This is a genomic window from Reichenbachiella sp. (assembly GCF_039969095.1).
Lineage (GTDB): Bacteria > Bacteroidota > Bacteroidia > Cytophagales > Cyclobacteriaceae > Reichenbachiella.
In genome coordinates, this window is sequence record NZ_JBDVOL010000003.1 from 166,074 (window position 1) to 191,835 (window position 25,762).

22 protein-coding genes and 2 tRNA genes are annotated in these 25,762 nt (G+C 38.1%); 5 read left to right on the forward strand and 19 right to left on the reverse strand.

What is annotated here, in order from left to right:
* Positions 1-38: 38 nt before the first annotated feature.
* From ABJH98_RS00820 to ABJH98_RS00845, 6 genes are all read right to left on the reverse strand, one after another.
* The gene (locus ABJH98_RS00820) at positions 39-920 is read right to left on the reverse strand and encodes a hypothetical protein (protein WP_348305721.1); all 882 of its coding nucleotides are present in this window, start codon (positions 918-920) and stop codon (positions 39-41) included.
* 5 nt (positions 921-925) lie between these two features.
* On the reverse strand, positions 926-1,465 hold the full coding sequence (locus tag ABJH98_RS00825) for a sigma-70 family RNA polymerase sigma factor (protein WP_348305722.1): 540 nt from the start codon (positions 1,463-1,465) through the stop codon (positions 926-928).
* A gap of 116 nt (positions 1,466-1,581) precedes the next feature.
* Positions 1,582-2,223: a ligase-associated DNA damage response endonuclease PdeM gene (gene pdeM, locus ABJH98_RS00830; RefSeq protein WP_348305723.1), complete on the reverse strand. Its 642-nt coding sequence runs from the start codon at positions 2,221-2,223 to the stop codon at positions 1,582-1,584.
* Positions 2,224-2,235: 12 nt separating this feature from the next.
* The gene (locus ABJH98_RS00835) at positions 2,236-2,919 is read right to left on the reverse strand and encodes a mutarotase (protein WP_348305724.1); all 684 of its coding nucleotides are present in this window, start codon (positions 2,917-2,919) and stop codon (positions 2,236-2,238) included.
* Positions 2,912-3,346, reverse strand: coding sequence for a DUF2147 domain-containing protein (locus tag ABJH98_RS00840; RefSeq protein ID WP_348305725.1), 435 nt, complete (start codon positions 3,344-3,346; stop codon positions 2,912-2,914). The genes ABJH98_RS00835 and ABJH98_RS00840 overlap by 8 nt, the downstream gene beginning before the upstream one ends.
* A 142-nt stretch (positions 3,347-3,488) precedes the next feature.
* Positions 3,489-5,918 (reverse strand): ligase-associated DNA damage response DEXH box helicase, encoded by a 2,430-nt coding sequence (locus ABJH98_RS00845; protein WP_348305726.1) that lies wholly within the window; start codon positions 5,916-5,918, stop codon positions 3,489-3,491.
* Between the two features lie 162 nt (positions 5,919-6,080).
* Between ABJH98_RS00845 and gap the strand changes: the two genes are divergently transcribed.
* Positions 6,081-7,067: a type I glyceraldehyde-3-phosphate dehydrogenase gene (gene gap / locus ABJH98_RS00850; RefSeq protein ID WP_348305727.1), complete on the forward strand. Its 987-nt coding sequence runs from the start codon at positions 6,081-6,083 to the stop codon at positions 7,065-7,067.
* Between the two features lie 374 nt (positions 7,068-7,441).
* On the opposite strand, the gene ABJH98_RS00855 is transcribed toward gap, so the two are convergent.
* The 8 genes from ABJH98_RS00855 to ABJH98_RS00890 form a co-directional block, all read right to left on the reverse strand.
* On the reverse strand, positions 7,442-8,191 hold the full coding sequence (locus ABJH98_RS00855; RefSeq protein WP_348305728.1) for a YebC/PmpR family DNA-binding transcriptional regulator: 750 nt from the start codon (positions 8,189-8,191) through the stop codon (positions 7,442-7,444).
* A gap of 80 nt (positions 8,192-8,271) precedes the next feature.
* Positions 8,272-9,108, reverse strand: coding sequence for a DMT family transporter (locus ABJH98_RS00860; protein ID WP_348305729.1), 837 nt, complete (start codon positions 9,106-9,108; stop codon positions 8,272-8,274).
* Between the two features lie 12 nt (positions 9,109-9,120).
* A complete protein-coding gene (locus ABJH98_RS00865; protein ID WP_348305770.1) occupies positions 9,121-9,774 on the reverse strand; it encodes an ABC transporter ATP-binding protein in 654 nt (217 codons plus the stop codon).
* A 161-nt stretch (positions 9,775-9,935) separates the two neighbouring features.
* Positions 9,936-10,349: a DUF1987 domain-containing protein gene (locus tag ABJH98_RS00870; protein WP_348305730.1), complete on the reverse strand. Its 414-nt coding sequence runs from the start codon at positions 10,347-10,349 to the stop codon at positions 9,936-9,938.
* A 327-nt stretch (positions 10,350-10,676) separates the two neighbouring features.
* A complete protein-coding gene (locus ABJH98_RS00875) occupies positions 10,677-11,333 on the reverse strand; it encodes a response regulator transcription factor (RefSeq protein ID WP_348305731.1) in 657 nt (218 codons plus the stop codon).
* 6 nt (positions 11,334-11,339) lie between these two features.
* Positions 11,340-13,109 (reverse strand): PAS domain-containing protein, encoded by a 1,770-nt coding sequence (locus tag ABJH98_RS00880; protein ID WP_348305732.1) that lies wholly within the window; start codon positions 13,107-13,109, stop codon positions 11,340-11,342.
* A 7-nt stretch (positions 13,110-13,116) separates the two neighbouring features.
* Positions 13,117-13,563: a response regulator gene (locus ABJH98_RS00885; RefSeq protein ID WP_348305733.1), complete on the reverse strand. Its 447-nt coding sequence runs from the start codon at positions 13,561-13,563 to the stop codon at positions 13,117-13,119.
* Positions 13,564-13,630: 67 nt separating this feature from the next.
* Positions 13,631-15,568: an ATP-binding protein gene (locus tag ABJH98_RS00890; RefSeq protein ID WP_348305734.1), complete on the reverse strand. Its 1,938-nt coding sequence runs from the start codon at positions 15,566-15,568 to the stop codon at positions 13,631-13,633.
* Positions 15,569-15,943: 375 nt separating this feature from the next.
* Here ABJH98_RS00890 and sucC point away from each other — a divergent pair, with 375 nt between their 5' ends.
* The 4 genes from sucC to ABJH98_RS00910 all read left to right on the forward strand — a co-directional run bounded on the left by sucC (position 15,944) and on the right by ABJH98_RS00910 (position 19,703).
* Positions 15,944-17,152 (forward strand): ADP-forming succinate--CoA ligase subunit beta, encoded by a 1,209-nt coding sequence (gene sucC / locus ABJH98_RS00895; protein ID WP_348305735.1) that lies wholly within the window; start codon positions 15,944-15,946, stop codon positions 17,150-17,152.
* A gap of 75 nt (positions 17,153-17,227) precedes the next feature.
* Positions 17,228-17,331: transfer RNA gene (locus ABJH98_RS00900), tRNA-Arg, on the forward strand.
* Positions 17,332-17,341: 10 nt separating this feature from the next.
* Positions 17,342-17,415, forward strand: a tRNA-Arg gene (locus tag ABJH98_RS00905).
* Between the two features lie 491 nt (positions 17,416-17,906).
* Positions 17,907-19,703, forward strand: coding sequence for a tetratricopeptide repeat protein (locus ABJH98_RS00910; RefSeq protein ID WP_348305736.1), 1,797 nt, complete (start codon positions 17,907-17,909; stop codon positions 19,701-19,703).
* Here ABJH98_RS00910 and ABJH98_RS00915 read toward each other — a convergent pair whose 3' ends face one another.
* The 5 genes from ABJH98_RS00915 to ABJH98_RS00935 all read right to left on the reverse strand — a co-directional run bounded on the left by ABJH98_RS00915 (position 19,704) and on the right by ABJH98_RS00935 (position 25,472).
* On the reverse strand, positions 19,704-19,838 hold the full coding sequence (locus ABJH98_RS00915) for a hypothetical protein (RefSeq protein WP_348305737.1): 135 nt from the start codon (positions 19,836-19,838) through the stop codon (positions 19,704-19,706).
* A 108-nt stretch (positions 19,839-19,946) separates the two neighbouring features.
* Entirely contained in the window at positions 19,947-20,705 is a 759-nt protein-coding gene (locus ABJH98_RS00920; protein WP_348305738.1) for a LytTR family DNA-binding domain-containing protein, read from the reverse strand.
* A 1-nt stretch (position 20,706) separates the two neighbouring features.
* Positions 20,707-21,750: a histidine kinase gene (locus ABJH98_RS00925; RefSeq protein WP_348305739.1), complete on the reverse strand. Its 1,044-nt coding sequence runs from the start codon at positions 21,748-21,750 to the stop codon at positions 20,707-20,709.
* Between the two features lie 94 nt (positions 21,751-21,844).
* The gene (locus ABJH98_RS00930; RefSeq protein ID WP_348305740.1) at positions 21,845-23,845 is read right to left on the reverse strand and encodes an OmpA family protein; all 2,001 of its coding nucleotides are present in this window, start codon (positions 23,843-23,845) and stop codon (positions 21,845-21,847) included.
* A 217-nt stretch (positions 23,846-24,062) separates the two neighbouring features.
* Positions 24,063-25,472, reverse strand: coding sequence for a pyridoxal-dependent decarboxylase (locus ABJH98_RS00935; protein WP_348305741.1), 1,410 nt, complete (start codon positions 25,470-25,472; stop codon positions 24,063-24,065).
* Positions 25,473-25,762 lie beyond the last annotated feature (290 nt).

Genomic DNA, 25,762 nt, shown 5'->3' on the forward strand with positions numbered 1-25,762 from the left:
CAATAGTGGAATGAAGAAATTAAAAAATCAGAAGGTGATTACCCTTTGCTCTTCAATGCATCAAGCTCGTGAATCAATTCGCGGTTCTCAATTTTTGAAAGAGGGGTAATGGAAGAAGCTTTTTTCCTCAACTGATAGAAATCTCCATGATAGTAGAAAAACAATTTCTTGCTTCCTGGTGTACTAATCTCAATAATCTCATAGGGAGACTCATTGAATTTTCCATATAGAAAAAGGCGATTGTCTTCTAAACGGTAATGGAAATTATATCTTCTGGAATTAATAGTTTGGATATTGACTTTGTCTACTTCTGATATTCCAGATACTTGCTCAATGCGATCCATAGCGCCAAAGTCTACAGTCATACCATCGAAAGCCTCCTCATGGGTAGGAGCCACTTCTGGTACTTCAAAAGCAATACTTTGTTTTGGAGTTTCCTCAATAATGGTCCTTTTCTTCAAAACAGGAGCAGCATCTACATAATCCAACATTTGCATATTTCCTTCAAATCTGTAACTCAATTGATTTAGCGAATTAAGTTGAAGATTAGAATGCAACGAATATTCAGATTTCGCCTTTAAGGATTCTATGTGATACTGTATAGCTGCTTCTTTGTTGTAAAAGAAATAGCTACCTGTAGCGACCATGACAGCCGTTAGTCCATAAGTCAATGATTTCATCATCGAACCTTGCATTAACGTACCTATCAAAGTAGGCTCTACTGTTATATTATTTAGTCGAGTCTTTAGTTCAGCTCTACGATGAGCCTTAAGACCTTCCACAATATCGTTTTGTTTAGAAAATTCAGATTTTAATTCTGGATTGCTTTCAACTCTTCCTTCAAACAGGATACGGTCAGTTTCCGACATGGTGCCGCTGAAGTAAGCTTCTAATTGACTGCTGTATTTGTTAATTCCCATTTTTCTTAATCTAATACATCTTGTGAAGAATAATTCCGCTTAACCATCAGGTCAAGCTTCTTTTTACATTTATACTTCTTTGTCTTGGCCGTATCAGTATTTGCAAAGTTTAGTTTGTCTGCAATATCTGACATAGACAATCCATCGAAGTAGTGGTAGGTTAGTATTCTTCTACAGGTGTCTCCCAATTGATTGATACAATCGGTTATAATTTTAATTCTTTCATTCTTTTCATACTCCTGATAAATACTCTGTTCGACCTCTTCTGAGGAATGTCTTCCCTTTCGGTCCAACTCCTTCCTCCAAAGATTCAAGCAAATACTATAAATGTACGTGCTAATCTTAGATGTCAATACCAACTTACCAGAAACGGCCTTCTGCCAAAATACCAAGAGCGCATCCTGAAAAACATCCTTCGCTTCATCCTCAGACCCATTATTGTTTAGCACAATACGAGTCATCATTTTGTAATGTTTTTTGTACAAGTAGTCCAAAGCTGCCTCGTCCCCTCTACTCACCCGTTCTAACACTTCATGGTCTTTCATGACACTATTAAGCTCTCGCTCTAGTTTAAATACGACAATGTAACTAATTGTAACCCTTGCGGGTAGAAATTTTTCATCAGTCTTTCAATATAGCTGATTTACGACAAATAGTCCAATTAGCTAACGTGAATAATCTCGTTTTCTGCTACTACAAAGATATTATCTTTTTTTGAAGGTTTAATTTTTGCCATTCCAGTGAAGTGACCAAAGGCAGGAAGGAACGCATGATCTTCTCTGAATAGATAACATGGGAGCTTCAAAGATTGCTTGCCAGAGCCAACCATAGACACTGACGGGTGAATGTGACCAGAGATGTTATAATACTCAGAAAGTTCATTTCGCTCATGCGTAAATTCGATATTGTCAATTTGTAATAGATCCACGACTCTCAATCTTGAATTGCGATAAAGTGAATCTGGTAAAATATCATGATTGCCTTTAATCAAGATCATTTCAAGATCATCATAATGATGCGACCAATTGTAAAACAAATCCCACTCCTGATTATGGTCGCTGTGAAAAAGGTCTCCCACAAATAGAATCTTATCGGGATTAAATTCTTCGATGATAGCATCAAGAACAAAAAACTCATTCACATGAATATGGGACGAAATAGGCACCCCAGCTTTTCGAAAGTGACTGGCTTTACCAATATGCAAATCCGACAAAATCAAAGCTTTTTGTTCTTCCCAAAAGATCACTTTTTCAGGCAACAGGTAGAAGGTCTGATTTTGGATAGTAGCCTTGAAGTGCTTCATTGAAATCTCGAATTAACTGAGCTCAAAAGTAGCCAGTTTCTTTACGATCTCAGTGCGCTGATACCAATCATTAAACACCAAGTGTAAGTGACTGATCTGCAAAGTTCCAAAGGAATACGATCGGAATTTGTCGAGCAACTTTACAAATTTTATAGAATCGACCAATGGTTTTCTGAAACGCATGATGGTGATATGTGCTGTATTGATTTTGTAGCGACAGTCTATAGAATGCTGGAGTTGCGAGGACTTGAATTTATTTCTAAGGCCGTTTCTTAATTCTTTAAGTCCTTCTCCTTCAGGAAAACCTTGTACTAAAATCCCAGATGAGCTTGCTGTGATTCCTTCAAAGTTAATTGTGATGGGTTCGCTGATGCACTCCCTAACCATACGTTCATAATCTCTTAAATTAATTTGACTCAATTCAAAACCTGTGTCACAAGAAATAATAGAAAGCACAGTTAAGTGCAAGTCGTCTTGTGGCTGATAATATTGATTCGGTTCAATACGCCTAAGTTCATTCTGGAAATTTGAAATTACCTCTTTGACCTTTTGATTTGGTCGGGCCAATAGAGTCATTCCACGCCTGTGGTCTTCCTCATCATCAATTAATTGGTCGACATTGCAGTTACCTTGATTGAATTGAGAGCGGGCGTTTTCCCACATTTGGTTATAACGTCCTTCCAATTCTCTATTCATTTTTTAACCAAGTTTGCGTCCGATAGAAGAAAGCTACATATCCTCGAAGCTTTAATTCTCCATCTTCTAACCACAACTTGCATTTGTATACGGTTCCGTTTTCTGGGTCGAGTATTTTTCCATCTACATATTCCTCTCCATCCTTTTTAGCACCTTTTAGAATTTCCATTCCCAAGGTTTTTTGCATGTATCTAGGGTCATCCTCATCACATTTTTCACATACAGGGTCAGGATCTTCATGGGGCTCAAGGATCATATCTACTACTTTGCCGTAATACAAATCACCTTTTTTGTAAATCTCTACCACTGACCGAGCCTTATTGGTTTCATCATCTACTGTTTTCCATTGACCTAAGATGGGGTCTTGGGCAGAAGCTGTGTGAAGTACAAAAAAGAGTACGGTTGAAATTATTAGTGTTGATTTCATATTTATTATATTCAATTCTTTAAAGTTAAGTTCCATTTCGCAGCCACAGCGTAAATCTTAGCGCCAAGCAGTTAGCTTAGATTTCTCCTCCGTCGAAATGACAAAAAGGGTGTTTTAAGGTATAGTACAAAAATGCAAAACCTCACTCCATATTCACCTGCATCTTAGCGATACGTTCGCCAAGACTTTCAGAGCTGATACGCTCTCGCATACCATCCACTAATATAGGAAATGAAAATGGTGTGGGTTGTGTTGTTTTTATCAATTTTATTTTTTGTTGATTGATACGGTCCATAGACTCTAAGAATCGTTCTTGTTCTAATTGAAGTGAAAGCACTTCTTCTTCAGCTTGCTTCAAAAGTAAATTGTCAGGGTCATAGTCAGCCAAGGCTTTGTAAATGATTCCAGAATTCATTTGCAAATGTTTGCCACGAACTGGTTGGCCCGGATGCCCCTGAAACACCAAACCTGAAATAGCAGCTATTTCTCGAAACCTTCTCCTCGCCATTTCGGATTGATTAATAGAAGAGGTAATATCAAAAAAGATGTCCTTACTGGTAAATAAATCCTGTTCGAGTGCATCTTCAATTGGAATCTCTTGATCTGACAGCAATTCAAACCCGTAATCATTCATAGATATGGAAAAGGTGATCGGCTGTGACTGTGCCAGACGAAAGGCCACCACGCCAGCAAGCACCTCATGAACGGCTCTCCCTTCAAATGGAAAAACAAACACATGAAAACCTTCCTTGGTTTGTGTTTTTTCTATCAGTAAAGTTTTACTATCAGGAATAATAGAAAGTTTTGCTTGTAGATCGAGTAAAGGCTTGAGCCTTTTCATTTCTATGGATTCATATGTGCCTTGAGCAGCCAATTCAAACTTCTGCCGAAGCAATCTGGATAGCTGAGAGGAGAGGGGTATTCTTCCTCCTCCCCATCTCGGCACAATCCCCTTTTTCTTTCTTCCTTTTTTGACAATGACAGTCAATTCCTTGATTCTGACAAACTCCAAAGCCTGACCAGCAAACCAAAATACATCTCCAGCATTGAGTCTCGACACGAAACTTTCTTCCACTGTTCCTATATATCCACCAGTTAAAAACCTGACTTTGAGTGAAGGGTCTCCCACAATTGTACCCATCCCCAATCGGTGTCTCATAGCGGTTCGCTGGCGATTGACCTTATAGACACCTTTGAGAATTTCCACTTTGGAAAACTCTTCATATTGCGACAAACTCTCACCGCCTGTGGTAATGAACGTCAGACACCATTGCCATTGCTCTAGCGTAAGATTTTTATAACAATTGGTCGCTTTAACTTCATCATACACTTCCTCTGGGAAAAAACCATCTCCTACCGCTAGAGTGACCAGATATTGCACCAATACGTCAATACAATTAGTCAATGGTTTTCTAGGTTCGTACAAATCATCATCAATCGCTGAGCGCAATGCATTTGCCTCCATCAGCTCTAAAGCGTGAGTAGGCACAAAACGCATCTGGCTAATTTCACCTGGACCATGACCACTTCGGCCAGCTCGCTGGAAAAATCTGGAGACTCCTTTAGGGCTACCTACTTGAATGACCATGTCTACAGGTCGAAAATCGACACCTAAGTCCAAACTGGAAGTACAAATCACCAATTTTAGCTTACCTGCATTCAAGGCATCCTCCACCCATCTTCTGATGTCATTGTCAATCGAGCCGTGATGCATGGCCATCAGTCCAATCATCTCTGGATATTTATCAATAATGCCTTGATACCAGATTTCTGTTTGTGAACGTGTATTGGTGAAGAGTAGGGTGGTAGTGTTCTGCTTCACAATTTCCATGACCTCTTTCATCAATCGAATACCCAGATGACCTGCCCAAGGATAGTTTTCAATCTTTTTTGGTATGATCGATTTGATCTGAATTTTCTTTTTAATGTTAGCTCGAATGATTTGACCACTTTGATTTGGCCCAGTGAGTGTTGATAGCGCTTCGTCCATATTTCCAACTGTCGCTGATATCCCCCAGGTTTTTAGTCCTGAATCTGACCATACTCTTAGTTTAGACAATGCCAATTCTACCTGTACACCTCGTTTAGTTCCTAGCAGTTCGTGCCATTCGTCTACAATCACACACTGCAAATCACTGAAATAGTTAGGGGCATTCTTTTGGCTCAACATGAGATGCAAACTCTCTGGTGTAATAATCAAACCATCAGGCGCTGAATCAGTAATTTTCTTCCGCTCGGCAGTGGAAGTTTCGCCTGTGCGAATGGCAATATTTAAACCTAGATCATTGTCCTGACTAAATTTTTCAAGTGCCAGTTTGATATCATTGGCCAAAGCCTTCAGAGGGGTCAACCAAATGACTTTCAATTTCTTCTTTTGCGACTTTGCTGCATAAGCATTCATGGCAGCCGGGATCCACAATGCGAAGGTTTTGCCGCTACCCGTGGGTGCATTGAGCAGTCCATTGGGCAAATCGAAAAAGGTCTGCCACATTTCTTTTTGAAATTTATAAACCTTCCAATTTTTCGAATGGAACCAGTTTACTCCCGTTTCTATGGCTTTTTTTGCGATCAATTCAACGAAAGTCTATAAATATTATGATATCTTGATAATTTCTGTTGATAAATTAACAAACATCCAAATAACAGTTCGTTTCTTTACGAACCAATTATTTGAATTAGTCGTTCAACCTATTAGTTTTGCCAAAATTTTTAACACACACTAAATTATTAATCAATGATTAAAGTTGCTATCAACGGATTTGGACGAATCGGAAGACTTGCGTTCAAAGCATTATTGAAAAAAGAAAATGTGGAAGTCGTTGCGATCAACGACCTGACTGATACTAAGACGTTAGCACACTTATTAAAGTACGATTCTACGCAGGGTAAATTCGACGGAACTGTTGAAGCTGCTGCAGACGGAATCGTTGTAAATGGAAAAAAAATCAGCATCACTGCTGAAAGAGTTCCTTCTGATTTGCCATGGAAAGCATTAGGCATCGACGTAGTTCTAGAATCTACTGGTAGATTCGTAGACGAAGCTGGCGCTAGCCAACATTTGACTGCTGGAGCTAAGAAAGTGGTTATCTCTGCTCCTGCAAAAGGAAACATCCCAACTGTCGTATTGGGTGTAAATGACGATATTTTGACTGGCGATGAGACGATCATGTCTAACGCTTCTTGTACAACTAACTGTTTAGCTCCTATCGCTAAGGTATTGCACGACAGCTTTGGTTTGGAACAAGGATTTATCACCACTATCCATGCTTACACTGCTGATCAGAACTTGCAAGATGGTCCTCACAATGACTTGAGAAGATCTAGAGCAGCTGCGATCAATATGGTACCTACTTCGACTGGTGCTGCTAAAGCAGTTGGATTGGTATTGCCTGAATTGAATGGCAAATTGGATGGTAACTCTATGAGAGTCCCTACGCCAACTGGGTCAATCACTGACTTGGTAGCTACTTTGTCTCGCGAAGTAACTGTAGAAGAAGTAAACGCTGCTATGAAAGCTGCTGCTGAAGGCCCAATGAAAGGAATCTTGAAGTACACTGAAGACCCTATCGTATCTTCTGATATCGTAGGAGATCCTCACTCTTCTATCTTCGATGCTGGTATCACTTCTGCCAATGGCAAAATGGTGAAAGTTGCCTCTTGGTATGATAACGAAGCTGGATACTCTGCAAGAGCCGCTGACTTGATCGCTAAAATTGGATAATTTGACTTGTTGGTAACAACACAACAAGGGTTTATGAAATTGAAACCTCGGCATTTTGTCGAGGTTTTTTTGTTTTACAAGTATGAAATTGTAAATAAAATTATGGTTAATACGAAGAAAGTAGAAAGAAACAAATTTCCATACTTTGAACGTACGCTCTTACTTTTTTTCAATTCAATTAGTTCTTGTATCAAACTGGCTGTCATTGACCATTTATGCTCTGGAGATTTCAAAAAAAAATTTTCATCCATTTTTTGAAAAGGAGCTTTTTTATTTAGCAAAATACGGTGAGATTCAAACGCTCTTTGACTATCAGAGCAAAACACTATTCCTCTTGGCATGATTTTCAGGATAAGATTTTTCAGTAAAAGATGCTAATATACAAATAATCCCTGTCCATCTCCCACTTCCAGATTATGCCAAACTTGTTGGACGTCATCATTGTCTTCGAGGGTGTCGATGAGCTTCATCACTTTTTGGAATTCTTCGTCGGTGAGGGATTTGGTATTGTTCGGGATGCGCTGGAGTTCAGCGTTTTCAGTTTCGAGGTTAAGATCTTCAAACTTTTTATTGAGATTGCCGAAATCTTCGAGGGCACACATCACAGTCAGGTATCCATCTTCTTCCGAGAAATCATCCGCCCCACCGTCTATCAAATCAAGCTCTAAAGATTCGATATCCATATCATCAGTTACTGGCAAACTAAAAACACCTTTTCTATCGAAGATAAACTCCAAGGAACCATTTGTGCCTAAGCTACCATCGTTCTTACTGAAGGCTGCTCTCACTTCTTGTACGGTACGATTCTGGTTATCTGTAAGGCACTCCACATAAACAGCCACACCAAACGGCCCATAGCCTTCGAAAGTCAGCTCCATATAAGAATTCACGTCTCCTCCGATTCCTTTTTTAATCGCACGTTCAATATTGTCTTTGGGCATGTTGACACCCTTGGCATTTTGAATGGCCATACGAAGCCGTGGGTTGCCCTCGGGATCTCCGCTACCTCCCTCTTTTACAGCAACGGTGATTTCTTTACTAAAACGCGAAAATATTTTTCCTCTTTTGGCATCTGCTGCGCCTTTCTTTCGCTTGATGGTCGACCACTTACTATGTCCAGACATGAATATTTAGTTCAAAGTTGAAAGCTCAAAGTTTTAAGTTCCAGATTGGAAATTCAAAATTACGAATTCGCAGAAAAGCATCAAGCCTTCTTATATCGGAGATTGAGAATAATTCCTGCAATTACTAAAGTCATACCTAGATAACTCAGCCATTCGTAGGTTTCACCAAAAATAATGAATCCGAATGCCAGCGAATAAATGATGCCCATGTAGTTGATGATAGAAACCTTGGACAGCTCTTCTGCCTGATAGGATCTGGTCATGAAGTACTGCGCGATTTGTGTAAAAACTCCAACCAACAGCAAATACAACCAATCCCAACCTACTGGATTGACCCAATTGAATAATGAAATAATACCGGCTAAGGGAAGTGAAACTAAAGGAAAGTAAAAGATGATGACCAATGGGTGTTCGGAAGTTTTGAGAATGCGGATGCAGTTGTATGCTAAGCCTGTGAATACTGCGCCACCAATGCCTATTACCAAATGAATCAAAGAGATTCTAGCATCAAACCCTTGAATAACTAGTATGCCTAAAAAGGATACAAAGAAGAACAGGTACTGTTTAGCACTCACTTTTTCTTTCACTATAAAAACTCCGAGAATGGCAGTGAAGATGGGTGCCATATATTGCATACTGGCAGCGGCAGCCAAGGGTATCTGCTGAAGAATGTAGAAATAGGAAGCCAGTGCAATCGAGCCAACTACGCCTCTAAGGATCAAGATTTTTTTATTGCTTCCCCAAGGATTGATCTTGTCTTTTGCAAAGAAAAAGAGACAAAGTACTATTGAAATGATCGAGCGAAAGAAGATGATTTCAATGGCAGGAATATGCGAAATCATTTTCACACACACTTTCATCAAGGCAAAAGTGAAGGTAGAGATGATCATAAACTGCACCCCCTTCGATAGATTCATAGTTGAATAATTTTAACTCAAAATTCGCCCGTCTTGGATGACAATTTTTCGATCAGTCATCTCTGCCAAATCCTGATTATGCGTGACAATGATAAATGTCTGATTGAGTTCTTTCTGCAATTGGAAAAACAAATGGTGAAGCTCATCGGCATTCACAGAGTCCAAGTTGCCACTAGGTTCATCCGCGAAAATCAATGAAGGCTTATTGATCAGGGCTCTGGCTACTGCTCCTCTCTGCAATTCTCCACCAGATAATTCAGAAGGTTTGTGATCTCGACGATGCTCTATATGGAGCAACTTCATGAGCTGGCCGGCATAATCTGTCAAGGCCTTTCCGTTCTTACCATTGATATATGCTGGGATGCAGATATTTTCAAATAGGGTAAACTCAGGTAACAGATTGTGAAATTGAAACACAAAACCTATTTCCTGATTCCGGAAAGAAGCTAATGATTTGGAGTTGAGCTTGAATACATTTTGACCATTGATCTCCACAGTGCCCCCATCCGGCTGATCCAGTGTTCCAAGGATCTGCAACAGCGTACTTTTGCCTGCACCAGAAGCACCTACCACTGATACTACTTCGCCGGTCTCCACTCTCAGATCAATACCCTTGAGTACTTGTAGTTCACCATAAGATTTAATAATGTTCGTAGCCTGCAGCATGTGTGATCTGTTGTGCAGCAAATATAAGAATCTAGTCATCAGAAGCAAGAACCAAGATTCAATTAGATCAAGCAGGGATCAGGGAAAATTGGACATAAAAAAAGGCTGCCACTAGAGCAACCCTTTTAATCCACCTGTATTATCCCATTATCTTTAAGTCATTAAGCTGACTGTTTTTCTTCTCCAAGTACTTTGATCTCTGGTATCTCCATGAAGTTGAACTCCATGTCGAAGAAGCTACACAAATCTTCTCCCGCCTCTTTCATGTCTTCGTCCCCGTCTTCGAAGTACCAATTCACAATTACTTTTTTTCCCATTTCGTCAATCTTAGACAGCTTCTTCATGAATATGTAAAGACATTTAGAAGAACTTGTATTGAAATATTCGAATGCCAAGTTTGCTGTCATAGACGCTGTGCCACTTTCGGCGTAGCTGTCCAAGCTTTCCAGAACATAATTAAAAAACGCCAGTGGGTTTTCTGGACTAGACTTCCCTCTCATATCAAAAATCCCTTTTGTTGGGTTGAAGTATATAGAGGGTGTCACACGTGACGATCTTATAAAATATCCTTTCATAGCTTTATCGTTTAGATTGAAAACTGGTCAAATAAACGGTAGCTAAAAGCCTTAACGATTAACTACAATTCAAAAGTAGATGAGATGAGCTTCAGAAAAAATAGAGGTTTTGCGTAATTAGATTTTTAGGAGTATCAAACACGTAAAAAGCAGTGACAGCCCAATTTTTCACTCAGCAATTGTACTATTTAGAGAATGTGTTGAATGATAAATCTTAAAAATAAGTTACTCCTTGCTGCCTAAAAGAAAAAATCCCCTAACGGGGAATTAAGTAATCTTTGTATAGATAGGAAAATTACCTATTAATATTGGGTATTCTGTAAGAAATTAGTCGAGTTCTATGATTTTTTCACGTATCGCATACTTCACTAATTGCGCAGTGCTCTTCAATCCGAGCTTCTGCATGATATGATTTCTATGTGCATCCACCGTCCTAATACTGATAAATAGTTTATCCGCTATTTCTCGATTAGAAAGACCAGAAGCTATTTGTCTCAACACCTCAACCTCACGCTTACTCAAGTCTTTATTTTCGTTTGCAACGCGCTCTCCTTTGCTTTGATTGTAGAAACCTTTGAATATAACTTGTGAAATCTTCTGTCCAAAGTACTGTTCACCTTGCATAACCTTACGAATGGCTTCGGCCAAAATATCTTTTTTAGTGTCCTTAGCTAGATAACCTGCCACTCCCGCTTTGATGGCTTCGGATATATGATCTTGAGTAACTTCCATCGATAAAATAATGATTCTTACCCCTTCATGCTCAGCTCCAATCCGTTTGGCCGTCTCAATGCCATTCATGCCTGGCATATTGATATCCAGCAATACGACATCAGGTGCTTGTTCGGAGATTTTTTGGAGTGCTTCGTCTCCGCTTTCTGCTTCTCCTATAATAGTAAAGTCATCATATATAGAAAGCATGGTGATAACACCTTCTCTGACTAGGGAATGATCATCGACTACGAGTATAGATATTTTTGACATGGCGATTTAATTATTTATTGGGAACCAAGATTTAACTAGCGTTCCTTTATTGGGGACTGAAGTTATCTCAAAATGTCCGTTTTGCAAAGATGTTCTTTCTTTCATATTTTTTATCCCATTCCACTTAATTTCTGTATCGAACCCAATTCCGTCATCTTTTATTTCGAGAATGATATTCTTATCTACTGGTTCTATACGAACAGATACATGTTCGGCTTTGGCATATTTTACTATGTTATTAATTGCCTCCTGGGCAATTCTATATATAGTATTTGATAGCTCCATATCATAATCGTCTGGAATATCTATCACATAGTCTACTTCAAACTCTCCCATATTTTCAATCTCCTCCATCAAATAGTGCATGGTTTTGCTCAAACCAAACTCTTCTAAATGACGATTCGATAAATTTCGAGAGACCCTTCTTACTTCTTCAATAGTCGTAGCCAAAAGGTCTTCCACATCATCTTTTTTTCGAGTGAGCTCTTCCTCAGAGTCCGCTTCAAGTGAAGATAACTTAAATTTTGCAGCCACAAGCATCTGACCAATCCCATCATGTATATCCCTCGCCATCCTGCTTCGCTCAAATTGCTGAGCATTAAAAATCGACTTACTGATTTCCCTCTGTTCTGTGATATCCTGAACCACACCGAGTACTGATGATATTCTACCATTGCTGCCTCGAGAGGTTACATTGCCTGTATTTCTTACGATTCTGGTGCTTTCATCCGAAAGTACAATCCGATGCTCTATATCAAAAAAGTTTTTCTGTCCAGCCAGCATTTCTTTAAAATATGGTTTGTCTTGCTCATGCATTGTTTCTCGAATCAAACGGAAGACAGAAATTTCACTTTCCTCTGGCAATTCAAAAATTCTTCTGAATTCAGCTGAGACTACAAATGAATTACCCTTAGCATTCCATTCATAACTGCCCACATGAGCGACTGATTCGGCATTCTCTAATATGGACTGATTTTTTCGAAGTTGTTCTTCATAAACTTTTTTCTCGGTAATATCGAGCAAAGTGCCAGAAGCCCGGAGTGGCTCATTTTTAAGCGATCTTCTGATGATTTTTCCTCTTGCCAAGACCCATTTTACTGCGCCAGTTTTATTTCTAACATAAAACTCTTGGTCAAAGAATGGTGCTTTTCCTGCAATATGCTCATTCATTGCATCAATCACATATTGCTGCTTTTCGGAATCATATTTTTGAAAATACTTAAAATCCTGAATGGCATCTTCAGCATCAAAACCTAGAATTTCAAGACTTTTGTTATTATATACAATGGCATTTGACATAAAGTCTAAATCCCAAATTCCCAGATCTGTTCCTTCAAGTGCAAGTTCTAATCGCTCTTTATTCAGAATCAATTCATGCTCAGCCGACTTTTTACCTCTGGTTACTTTCTGTTCATTTAGTGCACGTTCAACTACGATGGGTAAACGCGACAAACTATCCTTGGACACCAAATCAGTCACCCCTAATTTCAATGCCTCTACAGCATTTTCTTCACCGATAATACCTGATACTATTATAAATGGAAGATTAATTTCTTTAACTAATTCGAAGGCATCTATTGCGTTGCAGGTGGGGAGGTTATAATCTGATAGTACCACATGTGGTAGAAAATCAAAAAGCTTGAATTTAAAATCTTTCAAATTATCTACGCGATGATATTCAAATTGGAAACCAGCACGCTTGAGCTCATATAGCGCCAGCTCTGCGTCTTCGACTACATCTTCTAGTATGAGTATATTTAGTTTTGCGTCTTTCAAATTTCAATTAAGTTGTAGGGCTTGTGTTGGTTACCAACCAATAAAATCCAACGTCAGCAATTGCCTTAGCAAAATTTTCAAATTCAACTGGCTTCACAATATAACTATTCACACCTAAATCATAGGTGCCCACGACGTCCTGCTCTTCTTTAGAAGAAGTCAAAACAACAACTGGTATTTTTTTAGTAATGTCATTATTTCTAATCTCAGCTAGCACTTCCATTCCATCTATCTTTGGCAATTTCAAATCTAGAAAAATTACTCTTGGTAAATTATTCGCATCTCGATCAGTATACTCCCCTCTCGCAAATAAAAAATCCAAAGCTTCCACCCCATCTTTCAGCCACACCAGCTTATTTGCCAAATGATGTTTTTTTAACGAACGAATGGTGATCTCAGCGTCGTTTGGGTTGTCTTCAACTAAAACGATATCAGGCTCGGTTATTTCTGACATGATACTTTAATTTTTTGATCAGATTATGAATATACTCAACTCACTAATAATCTACAATTATTGAATTTTATTTGGGCAGGCTAATATAGAATTTAGTGCCTACTCCTTCTTCACTTTCAGCCCAAACCTTACCATTATGTTTTATCATCACTTTTTGAACTATCGCTAGTCCTACTCCGGTACCTTTAAACTCATCTTCAGTATGTAGTCTTTGAAAAACGCCAAACACTTTATCGTAATAGGCCATGTTGAATCCTACCCCATTGTCTTTCACAAAAAACTCGTAAAAGCCTTCTTTTTCAACTGCTCCTATTTCGACTTTTGGCATTTTTTCATGGCTACTGAATTTTACTGCATTACCTATGAGATTGGAAAATACCTGTTTCATTAGGGTTGGTTCGCCCTTGGCTTTGGGCAACTCACTTAATGAAAACATGGATTCATTGAGCGCCTGCTCCTCAATGATACTTTTAACAAGATCCATAAAATCAATCGGCTTAAACTCTGTCACTTTCCTGGTAATTCTGGAAAAGGTGAGCAGGTCATCGATCAACATGGCCATTTTTCCACTGTTTTTTATAATGACATTAAGCAATCGTTTGCTTTCATCGCTAAATTCATCCTTATGATCTTCAAGGATTATTTTGGAAAACCCATCTATCGCTCTTAGCGGTGCTCGCAAATCATGTGAAACGGAATAACTAAAAGCTTCAAGCTCCTTATTCGCCACATCCATTTTTTCTAATTGAATTTCTAATTGATGATTGAGGTTTTTGATTTTAGTTTCGTTGCGTTTACGAGTGGTAATGTCATCCACTATCATGACAGTGAATCTGACCTTTTCGTTTTCATCTCGAACCGTGGATACGGTTTTATTTATGAAAATGTCCTTCCCATTCTTTGTCTTATTTTTCTTCTCTATTATATAATGGTCAATCTCACCCAAGATGATTTTTTCATATTGAAGAATGTCTTTTTCCATTTCTTCGAGGTCTCCAGAATCTGAAATTGAGTAAAATATTTCTCCTATAAGTTCAGCTTCCGAGTATTCTAGTAGCTCTTGCAATGCTTTATTGGCCATTAATATCATTCCATTTCTATCACACACACAAATGCCAATGTTTGCATTTTGATAAATAGTCTTGAATCGCTTTTCACTCAATTGCAATTCTTGATCAGTTTTTTCCTGATGTTCACTCCACACTTTAATATCCAATAAATGACTAATATTGATTCCCATCATTTCCATGATTTCAATATCATATTCTTCAAATCTTTTTCTGTTTGATTTATCTGCAGAAAAAAGTAACACGCCATAGTTGGCATTGTTGACTTTGATAGGAGAAGCAATGAAATATTTAGGGGCTGTTCCATTATTTGCCTTTTCCTTCAAATTAGTCATATTTCCAGCACGGAAAACGGTATGTTGAGCCGTATCAGTTTCTATTATTACATTTTCATGCAAGGAGAGCAGCTCATTATGCAATTGATCTGAGTTTATTGATTCATGGCTGTTTTTTATACTGGAGATTCCATTTTTTATCTCTACGATCAACGCCCTATCCATGCCCAGTAATCGAGTGCCAGAATTGAGATAATCCGTCAGGACTTCATTCAGATTAGAATCATGCCTAAGGTTCAACCGATGTAGTTCCCTGAGCCCTTGACTGAATTGTTCTATTTTTCTTTCCTTTTCATCGTAGTTGTTTTTAAGCATAACAACTAGTGAAATGATGATAGTAGATAACAATATAAAATCTAACTCCGGCTTGTCATTTATTCCCCAAATAGGAAGATGTTTAAGATACATATCTGCTCCTAATAGGGCTGACTGAACAACTAGAAATATGACGATTAACCTTATTCTCCAGACCTTGGGTGCTATTATGGCCAAGACCAGCATAATCGTAAAAAACACCAATCCTGAACCATTTAACCCGCCTGTTTTGAACCAAAAGAAAATAGAAAAACATGAAATAAAAACCGACCAAAGTATCGCTGCCACATTTAACCTACTTGAATACCTACTACTTTTCCAAATAAGAAAAGTGAAAATAAGTATGCACCCATAAATTGTAAATGTCCAATATTCCTGAATATATGCTCGGTACACCATGGCATAAATCATCATGATAATACAAAACAAGAGCGACGCTCGGAAAATTTTATACTCTAAGGATCCTACTTTCAATGGCTTAAGCTATTTACGTTTGAGTGGTCTAAAACCACTAAAAATCAGGTTTTTCAAACTCTTGATACAAATATTAGAAAGAAAGATAGTAAATCAGAGTCTCAAAAGAATTCTCTGACTTGAAAATACCGTGGTATTGCTGTAGCTTCGCGCCGAAGGCATCCGTCGGAAAATAAAAAAATTAACGATATGAATATTCACGAATATCAGGCAAAGGAAATACTCAAAGGATATGGAGTAACTATACAAGAAGGTATAGTAGCCGAAACTCCTGAAGAAGCACAAGCTGCTGCAAAGAAATTGAACGCCGAAACTGGCACTTCATGGTATGTGGTAAAGGCACAAATCCATGCAGGAGGAAGAGGAAAAGGAACAGTAAATGAAACGGGTTCTCATGGTGTTGTTTTGGCAAAAAGCCTCGACGAAGTCCCAGAAAAAGCTGCTGGTATTTTGAACGGAACTTTGGTTACTCATCAGACAGGACCTGAAGGAAAAGTGGTAAACAAAGTATTGATAGCTCAGGATGTATACTATCCAGGGGAATCGGAGCCGAGTGAATATTATTTGGGCATTTTACTTGATAGAGCTAAAGGCTGCAATGTAATCATGGCTTCGACAGAAGGAGGAATGGATATCGAAACTGTCGCCGACGAAACTCCTGAAAAAATTATTAAAGAATGGATCGATCCTACCGTAGGACTGCAAGCTTTCCAAGCTAGAAAAGTAGCATTCGCTTTAGGTCTTGAAGGCGAAGCATTCAAAGGAATGGTGAAGTTCATCTTCTCTCTTTATAAAGCATACGAAGCCACTGATTCGTCGATGTTTGAAATCAACCCTGTGTTGAAGACATCTGACAACAAAATATTGGCCGTAGATGCGAAAGTAGATATCGACGACAACGCATTGTATAGACACAAGGACATTGCTGAATTGAGAGATTATTCTGAAGAAGATCCTGCTGAAGTAGAAGCAGCTAAGTCTGGGCTCAATTATGTGAAACTAGAAGGTAACGTAGGCTGCATGGTAAATGGTGCTGGACTAGCGATGGCAACTATGGACATCATCAAATTGTCTGGTGGTGAGCCCGCTAACTTCTTGGATGTAGGAGGATCTGCCAATGCTCAAACTGTAGAGGCAGGTTTCCGTATCATCATGCAAGACCCTAACGTAAAGGCTATCTTAATTAACATCTTCGGTGGTATCGTAAGATGTGATAGAGTGGCTAGCGGAGTAGTAGAAGCTTATAAAAATATAGGTGAGATCAGCATTCCTATTATCGTAAGACTTCAGGGAACCAATGCTGAAGAAGGCGCTAAAATCATTGAGGAATCAGGTTTGAAGGTTTATTCGGCAATTGTATTGAAAGACGCAGCTGCTAAGGTGAAAGAATTGATATAAAAAGTATGGAGTACTGATTTTCTAGTATTGAGACATTGTTCTAGGTACAAGAAACTCAGTACTAACTACTAAAAAGCACACGTAGTTCAACTGGACGGATCGCCGCCCGATAGAATATCGGATTTCGGCTCCGAGGGTTGAGGGTTTGATCGGACAGACGGTCTGGCCTTTCGTGCGCTCAAAAGAACTGCACACGTAGTTCAACTGGATAGAATATCGGATTTCGGCTCCGAGGGTTGAGGGTTCGAATCCTTCCGTGTGCACATAAAGACTGCTAGTAATGGCGGTCTTTTTTGTTTTAAATCACTATAGAAATAAAAATGGCAGGATTTTAAAAACAATTGACAAAATTTAAAATTTAAACTCTTCTATCCTTGTTAGGTATTTTAATCGTTAGCTATGGTTATTTCAATTCTAATTCTATCATTTCTCATGAGCCTCTATTTGGGTGTCATGAAATATCAACATGAGCATGGTTCGGATAATGAATTACCAAACAATCCGCATTACAGGTAATTAGAGCATTCTTATAGAACTATGCTGTTGTTCCTTATTTTAAAAATTGAATAATGGAATCTAATAATTGCCATGATTCAGATCATATCTTCTAGATTCAACATAACCTTTCCAAATTCCTTTTTTACCTTTTTTTTCTTATCTTCCATATTCCACTTAGCCATTTTACAGCTCAATCAGTTACACAGTTAAATGTTCATACTTCATTGAATTGAGGTTAGAAAGTTGATCCTTCGCTATGAGAAAAGTAATAAAGGCTGGTTTGCTTTCCTTAAGTTTGATAGTTTGCTTAGTTCCTACCTATGCGCAAACTCCTACCATGGATAGCCTCAAACAGGCTTTAACGAATACTGAATCTCTACAGCAAAAATCCGACGTTCTCAACTTAATAGGGCTGCATACTTATCGCTCTAATCCAGACAGTGCGCTTATATTCATCAAACAATCCTTAGAAATTGCTCAGGAAATTGGCTACGAAGCAGGTCAAGCCGAATATTTCAGAATCAACGGACTCATTAAACATAATACTGGTCTATACGAAGCCTCTCTTAAAGAAATGCAAACTTCATTAGCCATGTATCGAGCACTTGGTGATTCTCTCAAAGTTGGAATGGTTCATAAAAATATCGGCTGGATATATCTGGAATTTGGCGAGTTTCCTGAGGCTCTAACCTATTTCAGCATAGCAAATCATATCGCTAATACAGAGAATGATAATTGGTTAAAAGGGCAAGTGTATAACAACCTAGGTGTGTGCATGGCATTGATTGGAGAATATGATAGCGCTATGGTGTATCTGCTCAAGTCTGTGGAAATCACTACGGAAAACGGAGATCCACTCATCGGCCTAACCCATACCAACATTGGACTTGTCAAGTCGAGCTTAGGCGATTATGAGTCGGCTGAATCCTATTTTCTCAAAGGACTTGATTTAGATGTGCTCAATGATCAACAATGGGGTGTAGCCAATGCATTCGAAAACATAGGAGAACTTAAGTTAAACTTAGGGCTGATGGAAGAAGCACAAGATCATTTTCAAAAAGCTCGAGATCAGTTCGTAAAACTCAAGGACATTAAAGGTGTAGCTATCAATGACAATTTTTTAGGAGTCATTTTATATAAAAGAGGTTTGTACAATGAATCCTTGGAAAAATTAGAAAATGCCTACAAGCTTTACAAAGAATTGAATTATCAACGCGGACTCGCCAAGGTTCTTCGGGATATGGCAAATTGCAGCCTTTTACTCGAACAAAACGAATCGGCTATTGAACTGGCTAAGGAGTCGTTATCCATTGCCACAGATATTGGTCAAATACCAGAGGCGGTACAAACAGCTGAGCTCCTCCACAAGATATATGCAGATAATGGCGACACAAAAAATGCCTACCAGCAAGCCATCACCTATATGAACTTAAAAGACAGTCTCTATAATCGGCAAAAACTTGAATACGTGACTCAAATCGAAGCAAAGCATCGATTATCACAAATACAACAAGAAAATGAGCTACTAGTAAAAGACAATCAACTTAAAATAAATGAACTGCAAGCTTCTAATCTTAAAATTGCACGTCAAAACACCGTTCAGTTTGCACTGGTGATATGCCTGACTTTTGCCCTACTATCTGCGTTTTTCTGGTATAGGTTTAATCTCAAGAAACAGAAAACGATCAAATTGCTAAGAGAGCTGAATGAAGAAAGTATAAGTCAGAAAGAACAAATTGCAGAGCAAGCCAAAGAATTGAAAAGAGTAAATGATGAAATGAAAAATATGAATAAATCTTTAGAGGTTTTGGTAAAAGAGAGAACAAAAAAAATAGAATTACAAAACCAAAAACTTCGAGATTATGCTTTTTCTAACTCCCATGAAGTCAGAGCTCCTTTGTCTAATCTACTAGGGCTGATCAATGTATCAAAGATTCAAGGAATGAGCCAAGAAGAACAGGAAGAAATCATCGAAAAAATCTATATTTCAGCTCTCGATCTAGATAGTGTGATTACGAAAGTGAATAAGATTCTCGAAGACGAAAAGCTTTAATCACCAGCATACTAACTGCATCACCATTGCCATTTTTTTAGCTTCTTTTTCCTCCTGCTTAGCTTTATGATGGGAATCAATACTTTTTTGCTTTTGAATATTTTGCTGATTAGTGAGTTTCTGAATTTTGTCCATGCTTTAAAAGTTTTAGACTACTAAAAAACAACTTATTAGAGTACCATAAAACCATGAGCCGATGAACCCGGATTTTCTGGGAGTGAAGCTGGAAATGAAAAGGTGAAATTATTTATTAAGCCAGTTTTTGAAAGATGTAGCTCTCTCAATACTAACAATGGTTTCTTTCTTGGCTTGTGGCTCTAAAGTAATTTTCAACCTACCTTTAGTATAGCTTGTCATCTCTTGAATAGCACAAATTTGAATAATAAATTGACGGTTGATCCTAAAAAAGTGTTGAGGGTTTAAACATTCACTCAATTTATCAAGCGTATAGTCCACCAGATATTCAAGTCCTGCTCTATCCACCAAATAAACATATTTGCCTTCAGCAAAAAAATAGGACACATCAGTAACGTCTATCGTTTTAACCTTGTCACCTTTATATACTATGAATCGTGATTGATAAGGAATGGAATTATTAGATCTAATGCTACTTAGCAAAGCCTCATAATCTAATGACGTTTGGTTTTGTCTGCTATCAAAAAATTTCATGAGTGCTGTCTTCAAATCTGATTTGTTGACTGGTTTTAGGAGATAGTCAATGCTATTCAATTTGAATGCCTTAATGGCATATTGATCATAAGCAGTGGTGAAAATGATTGGCGTTTTTATCTTGATCTTTTCAAAAATGCTAAAACTCAAATCATCGCCCAGATGTACATCCAAAAAAATAAGGTCTACACTTCTAGATGACAGAAACGCCACAGCTCTCGCTACAGAATCCAAAGTTGCTACAATATCGATCTCATTATCAATATTTTTAAGTTGACGGCTGAGTTTCTCTGCAGCCAGACGTTCATCCTCGACTATTATAACCTCCGTCATGTTATTCTTCTTGAATCAATGGCAACTTTGCAATATACTCCTTGTCAGATTTCAGAAAAACCGGTTTTAGGCTTGCCAACATTTCATAACGAGCATTTAAGTTGTTAAGTCCTATGCCTGTTGACTTTAAACTCTCAGCTCTGAGCTGTAAAGTATTTTTAACTACGATCATCCCATTTTCTTCCTTTATTGAAATACTTAATGGTTTTTCTACAGTTACTTTATTGTGCTTAATGGCGTTCTCTACCAATAATTGTAAAGAAAGAGTTGGAATCAAATAATCTAATTTTTTATCATCTATTGCGATAGATGTAATCAAGCTACGTCCGAACCTAATTTGCTGAAGATCCATGTATGATTTGACAAAAGTCAGCTCATCTCTCAATAAATGAAGATTTTTGTCCTGATGTTCGAGTAAAAATCTATACATCTTAGAAAATTCATCTATGAAATCCTCCGCTTTATTGGGGTCTTCATGAATCAAAGCTGACACGGTATTTAGGCTATTAAACAGAAAATGGGGGTTTATTTGATTTTTTAAAGTCTCATATCGAGCAGCCAGATTCTCCTTTTCGAGCTGTTCATTTCTAATCAGCGAATTTTTCCATAATGTGAAAAAGTAATACCCTTCATAAATGCCTACAAGAATTAAATCCACCACCAATGCTGTAACCAATTCATTAGTCACATGTTTTTTAAGATCAGGATGCGCGTAATCAAACCCGATTTCATAAGTAAGAAACGCCAAGGGAAGCATAACAAGCATGGCGACTAGAGGGGTAATAATGATATCCGCACTAAAACGTAAGACCGGGTATTCTTTCCATGGTAATATGCGATTGATTCTAATCAAAGACCACATTACGACCACACAAACGAGTACGGTAAGTACATAAGCGGATAATGCATTCACAAAGAAATTGCCACAGATAGCGAAGAAGCTATAGGCAAAATTAGCATTGATCATGCGAAGCAGCGTAAGGAATATGGATGCCGCCACTCCTGCAAACCCAAAATATAATATTAGCCTCCAGCTGAATTTCATCAACCGTAAAGATGTCTGATTTTAATATATATCAGCCATAAAATGGAATGAACCTGATTATTTTCAGCATGAAATGGGCAATGTATTCAGAATATTAATAATATCTGATCTCTACTCTTCGGTTTTTCGAATCTGCTTCTGCTGAATTCGTTTTGTCTATGAGCTTTGTCTCTCCATAACCAACTATTTTGGCCTTTTTTGAATCATACCCATGATCAAACATATATTCCGCCACTACATTTGCTCTCCGTTCAGATAATATTTGATTGTAAGCTGCTGGACCTTTGGGGTCAGTATGACCACTTATTTCCACCTTATACCTTCCTGTCTTTAGTAGGTCTTTATACAACTCATCTAGCACTTCTTTCACGGAAGAACTCAACTCTGTGCTGTTAAATTCCAAATAAACTGTAACCGTGCCAGGTCCAGGAGGTGCATGCTCAATCCTCACTTTTTCATAATGATTTTTAAGGCTATCTGACCAGTTTGATATTTGATCCTTGGCTATTGATTTGATGTATGGTTTTTTCTCAAAATCATTTTTCATCTCTACATGAATGAGTTGTGGTCCCGCAGCAGCGACTGGAGCAGCACCCGCACCTGGTATTTCAAGATCAAACTTTAGATTGTCTTCTTCTCTAAAAAATACATCCAGAAAATATTCACCTTGCGAAAGTTGTTTATCCCCATCCACAACTGTGATTTTCATATTTTTATTGACAGGTGCATAAATTTCATACTTGCCGTTTTTATCTGTATACGTACGGAAATACAATGAATCATAAGCAATTTCCACTGCTGCATTTGGCACTGGTTCTCCAGTATTTTCGTCTGTGATTGTGCCACCTATCAATATTTCATTGAAAAGTAAAATTCTATACAAATCCAATGAGCCATATCCACCATTTCTGGTAGAGCTTATGAACGCTACTTTACCATGAGTAGAAAAGTAAATATCCTCAGCCACTGTATTGATAGGATAGTCAAGGTTAATAGGCTTGTTCCATTTCTTTTTCTTTTTATCGTAAGTCGTCTTAAACACATCATAACCGCCAAGAGAACCATGTCCTCGAGAGCTAAAATAAAGTGTGCTGTCGTCTGCTAAAAAAGGTGAGTCTTCATCAAAATCAGTATTCAATTCAGCTATAGGCACTGGCTCACTCCAAGATCCATCTTCCAATTTGTAAGCAGTAAACAAATCCAAATTATGCCCATAAGTATGAAAATCCGATGCGAATATGATGCTTGATTCATCATCAGAAATATGACAGTGCGTATCTGTAGCTACTTCATCTGCATGCAATTCTAAAGGGCCGTCTTCTTCCCAAACGTTATTCACACGATGAGATTTGAATAATCTGCCATCATGAAAGGTAATTAGCTTAGTATGATTGCGATACACCTGAACTGTAGCGTCATGCCTTTGTTCGTGATTAGTGTGAAATTCGAAAGGGTCGGCCACATGCCATTTGTTCAAACTATCTATTCTTGTGTCGTGTATAGCTTCAAAAGCCAAACCATCATGAGCGGTATATTCACTTGAATCATTTCGACTGGTAAAAAGAAGTTCGCTAAATCCATCGTACATAACGGGGGCGTACTCTCTAAACTTAGTGTTTACCTCTGGTCCAAAGTTTTGAATAACATAACCCTTTGCATCATGATAGTGATGCATCACATCTTCTATTCGGTCATGCATTTCTTTTACATGGTATGTCGCTGTATCTGTGACAAAAGAAAGCTCTACAAAAGCCTCTTCAAACTCTTCTAAGAAATAATGGGAAATGGCCAATAGATAGTCCAAATCCTGATTCCTCTTTTTAGACATCAAAATCACATCTTTGGCTGCATGCGGTTCGTGTAGCTCCAAATGCACTTGCGCTTGGTAGGCAATTAAATCATTATCACGATACCCTGAATCCAATAAAATTTGGAATTGCTCTTCTGCCTTTACAAAATTTTCATTCTTAAATAGCCTCGCTCCTTTTTTGTAAGCCTTGTGGTCTGAGGCTTTGTCTTCCGATTCTTGAGCATAAATAACATCCGTGACTCCTATTAAAACAAGAAGTAACGAGAACTGTAGGAACTGTTTCATTGCAAGTATTGATGGATTGACTTTGAACTAATCCGCTAATTTAACGTCATTCATTGAATCCTAAAACTATAGCGCGTTAAATAAGTCAAAATAAATTGTTCTTATACCAGAATTAATTGTACTTGGCAAAGGTCTTGCTAATCGAAAGTGCTCTGTGTTCAAGGAATCTTCAAGTTATCACCTAAGCCTTAACCACCCTGACAAGTAGTTCATTCACCTATTGTACAGTTTTGTTTATTGCCGTTTGCATCAAATCTTGAACTAAAGACACGTCCTCATCAGTAGTACGCCAATTAACTAGTGCTGCTCTAATACCACTTCGGCCATTAAAAATCGTAGGAGTCATAAAAACTTTTCCTGTGTCATTGAGGCGCGAAAGAAAATTTTCAACTTCAGCTTTGTCACGTACATCTTTGAGTGTGAAACAAACAGTATTGAGTCTAACAGGAGCAAGCAATTCGAAATCCTTGGAATTTTCTATAAAGGAGCCCAACTTTTGGGCTTGTTTGATGTTTCTACTAATAATCTCTTTGTACCCTTCTTTTCCGTAGGCTTTAAGGGTAAACCATGCTGCCAGTGCTTTAAATCTCCTTGAATTTTCTGGGAGAAAATTAAGATAATTGAAATTATCCAACGGATCTCCCAAATAGGGTGCATTGGAATTTTGAAAAGTCTCTACTTGTATCAGCTTATGTTTTTCTTTTACAAAAAAGAAAGCGCTTTCGTAAGGTACATTCAGCCATTTGTGACCGTCTATTGTAATACTGTCTGCATGTTCCCATCCTTTCAATAGATGCCCATGCTCTAACGACAATACAGCAAACCCACCAAAAGCAGCGTCGATATGCCACCAGAAATTGTACTTTTTTCTCAACTGAGATATCGCTTCAAAATCATCATAATCGACTGTATTTACAGTTCCCCCACTTGTGATAAGCATAAATGGCTCTCCATTTAATTCTTCTATTTTTAGAATAAGATCTTCAACATCCATCGCTTCCCTCGTGCTGCCAAGCGTGTTTACCGATACTAAATTGGAACTACCTATTCCAAGCATAGCCAGTGATTTAATAGCCGACGAATGAGGACAAGCAGATAGCACTTTCAAAGGCGTGTGAATCCCTTCTTTGGCAATATCAATCCCTTTTTGCTTTCCCAACCACTGGCGTCCAACAGCCAAACAACTGAAATTGGACATAGTAGCTCCAGTGACAAATCCTCCCAAATAGTCTTTCGGTAAATCAAATAAATCGAGTAGAAGTTGAATGGTTTCGAATTCGATCAACGCTGATACATCTCCGTGACCTTTATCTGTCTGGGTATTTTGGTCGTATATCGTAGCCAACAAATCCCCCATCAAGGCCGCTGGTGTAGCACCTCCAGTGACAAAACCCCAATACCTGGGGCCTGTAGAAGCCACCATCAAAGATTCAAACCTTTCAGTAAATTCCGACAAGGTCTTTTTTCCTCCCAAGCCTAAATTGCTCAAGCCTTCAGATTGTACGCCTTCCACTTTTACAGAGGTTGGTAAAACATTGATTTGATCAAGATAATTTAAGCCCTTGACTAATGCATAGTTCAATAACTCATGAATTTTGTCTTGGTCTTTCTGTAACAGGTTATTCATGGATCTTTTTAAATTTTATTGTGTTTGAAACAATTAGGTGTTTCAGTTTTTGGATCTCTTAATCTTCTGGTATACTGAACTAGCTCAAACTAAACGCAAAAGCCAGAACCTTATCACGGTACAATTATGAAAACAATTTGTTCAAACGATCAATTTCATTCAACCTAAGATTTTAAAAACAAAAAATGAATCTAAATATGTTTGGATAAAACAGATCAACCCTTCCATTTTACGCACTTTTACTGACTTAATGCTGTCAATTAACATAAAATTATATGGGTTGTATTCAC

Excerpts from the sequence above, each read along its gene's own strand:
- ABJH98_RS00820 (WP_348305721.1), bottom strand. The coding sequence starts at position 920 with ATGGGAATTAACAAATACAGCAGTCAATTAGAAGCTTACTTCAGCGGC.
- ABJH98_RS00825 (WP_348305722.1), bottom strand. The coding sequence starts at position 1,465 with ATGAAAGACCATGAAGTGTTAGAACGGGTGAGTAGAGGGGACGAGGCA.
- pdeM (WP_348305723.1), bottom strand. The coding sequence starts at position 2,223 with ATGAAGCACTTCAAGGCTACTATCCAAAATCAGACCTTCTACCTGTTG.
- ABJH98_RS00835 (WP_348305724.1), bottom strand. The coding sequence starts at position 2,919 with ATGAATAGAGAATTGGAAGGACGTTATAACCAAATGTGGGAAAACGCC.
- ABJH98_RS00840 (WP_348305725.1), bottom strand. The coding sequence starts at position 3,346 with ATGAAATCAACACTAATAATTTCAACCGTACTCTTTTTTGTACTTCAC.
- gap (WP_348305727.1), top strand. The coding sequence starts at position 6,081 with ATGATTAAAGTTGCTATCAACGGATTTGGACGAATCGGAAGACTTGCG.
- ABJH98_RS00855 (WP_348305728.1), bottom strand. The coding sequence starts at position 8,191 with ATGTCTGGACATAGTAAGTGGTCGACCATCAAGCGAAAGAAAGGCGCA.
- ABJH98_RS00860 (WP_348305729.1), bottom strand. The coding sequence starts at position 9,108 with ATGAATCTATCGAAGGGGGTGCAGTTTATGATCATCTCTACCTTCACT.
- ABJH98_RS00865 (WP_348305770.1), bottom strand. The coding sequence starts at position 9,774 with ATGCTGCAGGCTACGAACATTATTAAATCTTATGGTGAACTACAAGTA.
- ABJH98_RS00870 (WP_348305730.1), bottom strand. The coding sequence starts at position 10,349 with ATGAAAGGATATTTTATAAGATCGTCACGTGTGACACCCTCTATATAC.
- ABJH98_RS00875 (WP_348305731.1), bottom strand. The coding sequence starts at position 11,333 with ATGTCAAAAATATCTATACTCGTAGTCGATGATCATTCCCTAGTCAGA.
- ABJH98_RS00885 (WP_348305733.1), bottom strand. The coding sequence starts at position 13,563 with ATGTCAGAAATAACCGAGCCTGATATCGTTTTAGTTGAAGACAACCCA.
- sucC (WP_348305735.1), top strand. The coding sequence starts at position 15,944 with ATGAATATTCACGAATATCAGGCAAAGGAAATACTCAAAGGATATGGA.
- ABJH98_RS00910 (WP_348305736.1), top strand. The coding sequence starts at position 17,907 with ATGAGAAAAGTAATAAAGGCTGGTTTGCTTTCCTTAAGTTTGATAGTT.
- ABJH98_RS00915 (WP_348305737.1), bottom strand. The coding sequence starts at position 19,838 with ATGGACAAAATTCAGAAACTCACTAATCAGCAAAATATTCAAAAGCAA.
- ABJH98_RS00920 (WP_348305738.1), bottom strand. The coding sequence starts at position 20,705 with ATGACGGAGGTTATAATAGTCGAGGATGAACGTCTGGCTGCAGAGAAA.
- ABJH98_RS00925 (WP_348305739.1), bottom strand. The coding sequence starts at position 21,750 with ATGAAATTCAGCTGGAGGCTAATATTATATTTTGGGTTTGCAGGAGTG.
- ABJH98_RS00930 (WP_348305740.1), bottom strand. The coding sequence starts at position 23,845 with ATGAAACAGTTCCTACAGTTCTCGTTACTTCTTGTTTTAATAGGAGTC.
- ABJH98_RS00935 (WP_348305741.1), bottom strand. The coding sequence starts at position 25,472 with ATGAATAACCTGTTACAGAAAGACCAAGACAAAATTCATGAGTTATTG.